Below are 4,100 nucleotides of genomic sequence, written 5' to 3' on the forward strand. Positions count from 1 at the left end.
CCGTCGCGCTGCCATGTGCTCACTTCTCCACGTATCTCATCGAGCGGATGCCCCGCTCCAGGTGCCACTGCAGATAGGCCGCGACCAGGCCGCTGCCCTCCCGCCAGTACCGCGGCTCGCAGGCGTCGGCCGTGTGCCAGTCCCCTGACAGCAGCGCCCCGAGCAGTACCAGTGTCTCAGGGGAGGGTACGGCACATCCGGGCACTCGGCAGTCCGCGCAGAGCACCCCGCCCGCCGGGAGCGAGAAGAAACGGTTGGGCCCCTCCAGGCCGCACTTGGCGCAGTCGGTGAAGCTCGCGCCGTACCCGTTCACCGCGAGCGAGCGCAGCAGGAAGGCGTCCAGCACCAGGTGCGACTCGTGCAGCCCGGCCGCCAGCGTGCGCAGCCCGCCCACCAGCAGCAGGTACTGCTGGACGGCCGGCTCCCCCTCGTTCTCGGCGAAGCGCTCGGCGGTCTCCAGCATCGCCGTGCCGGCGGTGTAGCGGCCGTAGTCGGTGACGATCGAGCCTCCGTACGGGGCGATGGTCTCCACCTGGGTGCACAGCGGCAGCCCGCGCCCGATGAGGTCGCTCCCCCGGCTGAAGAACTGCACGTCCACGTGCGAGAACGGCTCCAGGCGGGCGCCGAACTTGGACTTGGTCTTGCGCACCCCGCGCGCCACCGCCCGCACCTTCCCGTGCTGGCGGGTCAGCAGGGTGATGATCCGATCGGCCTCGCCGAGCTTCTGCGCCCGCAACACGACGCCGTCGTCCCGGAAAAGACTCATGGGGACCATTCTCCCCCAGGAACGGCCCCCTCCGGATCCCGGCCCGGCGCCCCGGCGGACGGCCGCGCCGCCACCGGCGGGCAGCCGTGTTGCCCGCACCGGGGCCGTGGGGGAGGACCACTGCGATGCGGGTCACGGCGGGCCCGGCGGGGGCTCGGGCCCGTTTTGTGGGGGATTCGAGGTGGTCTGAACGGGGGAATCCGCACTGCTCCGGGCAGGGGAATCCGAGGTGGTCCGGCTAGTACGGCGCCCGGGTGGCCGCCTCCAGCAGCGCCGTGACCCGGGACTCCGGCAGGTCCAGGCAGCGCCCGACCGCGGCCAGCGCATCGCGCTCCTGCGGCAGGTAGCGCCCGTCGGACAGGGCGATCGCGGCGCCCTGCAGCAGCAGCCGCTCCCGGCCCTGGTGGGCCAGGTGCGGGGCGAGCGGTTCGAGCACCGCGTGCAGTTCCACGGCCAGGCCCCCGGCCATGCCGTGGGCGTCGTGGAGTTCGCCGCCGAGCCCGGACAGCGCGGCGAGCGCGGCCAGCACCTGGGCCTCGCCGCAGTCCTCGAAGCCGGCCTCGCGCACCGCCGCGCAGGCCGCGTCGCGGGCCGCCCGGTGGGCGGTGCCGCCGGCCGCGAGCAGGGCCAGCGCGATGGTGTACTGGGCGTCCCGCAGCATTCCGCCCAGGCGCACGCTGGTGGGCTGCTCCAGCGACTCGACGCCGTACCGGCCGTGGCAGCCGGTGCACTGCACACTGCCGATCACCGGCCCGAGCGGGAACACCGGCGCCCCCAGCAACCGCAGCCACCGCCGGCCGTGCTGCCGACGGTAGTTGCGGTCCCCGCCACAGCCCGGACAGAAGAAGTCACCGAGAACATCAGTCCGCCACCGCGGGCGAACACCCCACAACCTGGTCACGGCGCCACTCCCCAGACATGGCAGGCGGCCTGCTCGACAATGGGCAGGTCACGCGACCGGACACCGAGGCCGTCCCACCGACCCGGCTTTCCGGTGGATCGATGTTGCCACGGTTACCGGCACGTGTCAGCACCTCGAACGGCTTCCGATCCGAAAAAATGTGGCGCAGGACACAACCCGCGACGCACATGCCGAAGGGCCGCCCCGGAGGGCGGCCCTTCGTATGCCGCTCGTGCGGATCAGCCGCGCTGCGAGCGGTTGACGGCGCTGATCATCGCCTTCAGCGAGGCCAGCACGGTGTTGCCGTCGATGCCCACGCCCCACAGCACCTTGCCGTCCACCGCGCACTCCACGTACGCGGCCGCCTGGGCGTCGCCGCCCTCGCTCAGCGCGTGCTCGGCGTAGTCCAGCACCCGCACGTCCACGCCGATCCGGGCCAGCGCGTCCGCGAAGGCCGAGACCGGGCCGTTGCCGGCACCGGTCAGGGTCACCGGCTCGCCGTCCACCACGGCCTCGGCGGTCAGCGCGTCCCGGCCGTCCTCGGTGGTCAGGCTGCGCGAGCCGCTCAGCGAGATCCGGCCCCACGGGTTGACGGTGGTCGGCAGGTACTCGTCCTCGAAGACCCGCCAGATCTCGGCCGGGCTGACCTCGCCGCCCTCGGCGTCCGTCTTGGCCTGGATGATCCGGGAGAACTCGATCTGCATCCGGCGCGGCAGGTCCAGCTTGTGGTCGTTCTTCAGGACGTACGCCACCCCGCCCTTGCCGGACTGGCTGTTGACCCGGATGACCGCCTCGTAGGTGCGGCCGACGTCCTTCGGGTCGATCGGCAGGTACGGCACGCCCCAGGTGTGCTCGCCCACCGGCACGCCCGCCGCCTTCGCGTCCGCCTCCAGGACCTCGAAGCCCTTCTTGATGGCGTCCTGGTGCGAGCCCGAGAAGGAGGTGTACACCAGGTCGCCGGCGTACGGGTGGCGCGGGTGCACCTCCATCTGGTTGCAGTACTCGGCGGTGCGGCGCACCTCGTCGATGTCGGAGAAGTCGATCTGCGGGTCGATGCCCTGCGAGAACAGGTTCATGCCCAGCGTCACCAGGTCGACGTTGCCGGTCCGCTCGCCCTGCCCGAACAGGCAGCCCTCGATGCGGTCGGCGCCCGCCATGTAGGCCAGCTCGGCCGAGGCGACGGCGGTGCCCCGGTCGTTGTGCGGGTGCACCGACAGGCAGACGAACTCGCGGCGGGACAGGTTGCGCGACATCCACTCGAACTGGTCGGCCTGGACGTTCGGGGTGGCCCGCTCGATGGTGGCCGGCAGGTTCAGGATGATCTCGCGGCCCTCGCCCGGCTGCCAGACGTCCATCACCGCCTCGCAGACCTCCAGCGCGAAGTCCAGCTCGGTGTCCACGAAGATCTCCGGCGAGTACTGGTAGCCGAAGACGGTGTCGTCGCCCAGCAGCTTCTCGGCGTACTCCATCACCAGCCGGGTGCCCTCGGTGGCGATCGCCTTGGTGGCGGCCTTGTCGTTGCGGAACACCACCCGGCGGAACAGCGGCGCGGTCGCGTTGTACAGGTGGACGGTCGCGCGCGGGGCGCCGACCAGCGACTCGACGGTCTTCTCGATCAGCTCCTCGCGGGCCTGGGTCAGCACCGAGATGGTGACGTCCTCGGGGATCGCCTCCTCCTCGATCAGCGACCGCACGAAGGCGTGGTCGGTGGCGCCCGAGGAGGGGAAGCCGACCTCGATCTCCTTGTAACCCATCGAGACCAGCAGGTCGAACATCATGCGCTTGCGCGCCGGCGACATCGGGTCGATCAGCGCCTGGTTCCCGTCCCGCAGGTCGGTGGAGAGCCAGCGCGGCGCCTTGGTGATCACCTTGCTCGGCCAGGTGCGGTCCGGCAGGTCGACGGTGCCGAACGGCAGGTAGCGCCCGTACCGCATGCCCGAGGGCCGCTGGCGTACGGAGGCGGCGGTGATCGGGGTCGGCCGGTCGACGAAGGCGCGGGCGGCGGGGACGGACGCGGCGGAGGTCTGCTCGGTCATGGAGGTGACTCTCGGCTTCCTGTGATGCGTGGTGCGGGCGGGTCGGGAGGGATCAACACCGACTGGCCGGCCTCTGCTGACGCTCGCGATTCGCCATTGGATCGCCGATTCCGCGCACAGCTCGTTCCCCGCGGCGAGGGAGCCGGCCCCGTGGACTACAGGCCCTCGACGCGGCAGCTAAGAAGAAGCAGCCCGTTGCGCATGATGGCCCCAGCGTAACCCAGGCCCGCGCGCCCCCGAAGTGATCCGGGCTTCCGTTCCACCCCTTGAGACACCGACCGGTCACGCCAAGGGTGGTGACAACCGGTCATCGAGGCCTCACCCTGGGCCACATGACTGCGACAACGCCGCTCTGCGCGATCGTTCCGCCGTACGTCCTGGGCCGCCTCGCCGAGGC

Annotated in this window: 3 protein-coding genes; all 3 read right to left on the bottom strand. The window is 71.5% G+C overall.

The genetic code is table 11. The features are described from left to right. Positions 1–19: 19 nt before the first annotated feature. Entirely contained in the window at positions 20–766 is a 747-nt protein-coding gene (gene recO / locus J0670_RS32050) for a DNA repair protein RecO (protein ID WP_207815510.1), read from the bottom strand. 238 nt (positions 767–1,004) lie between these two features. After that, a complete protein-coding gene (locus J0670_RS32055) occupies positions 1,005–1,547 on the bottom strand; it encodes a TerB family tellurite resistance protein (RefSeq protein WP_243437826.1) in 543 nt (180 codons plus the stop codon). A 359-nt stretch (positions 1,548–1,906) separates the two neighbouring features. Continuing rightward, positions 1,907–3,703 carry a 2-isopropylmalate synthase gene (gene leuA / locus J0670_RS32060; protein WP_207815520.1) on the bottom strand — a complete coding sequence of 599 codons (1,797 nt, stop codon included), beginning with the start codon at positions 3,701–3,703 and terminating at the stop codon, positions 1,907–1,909. Positions 3,704–4,100 lie beyond the last annotated feature (397 nt).

Origin of the sequence: Streptomyces sp. FH025 (genome assembly GCF_017427025.1) — a bacterium.
Lineage (GTDB): Bacteria > Actinomycetota > Actinomycetes > Streptomycetales > Streptomycetaceae > Kitasatospora.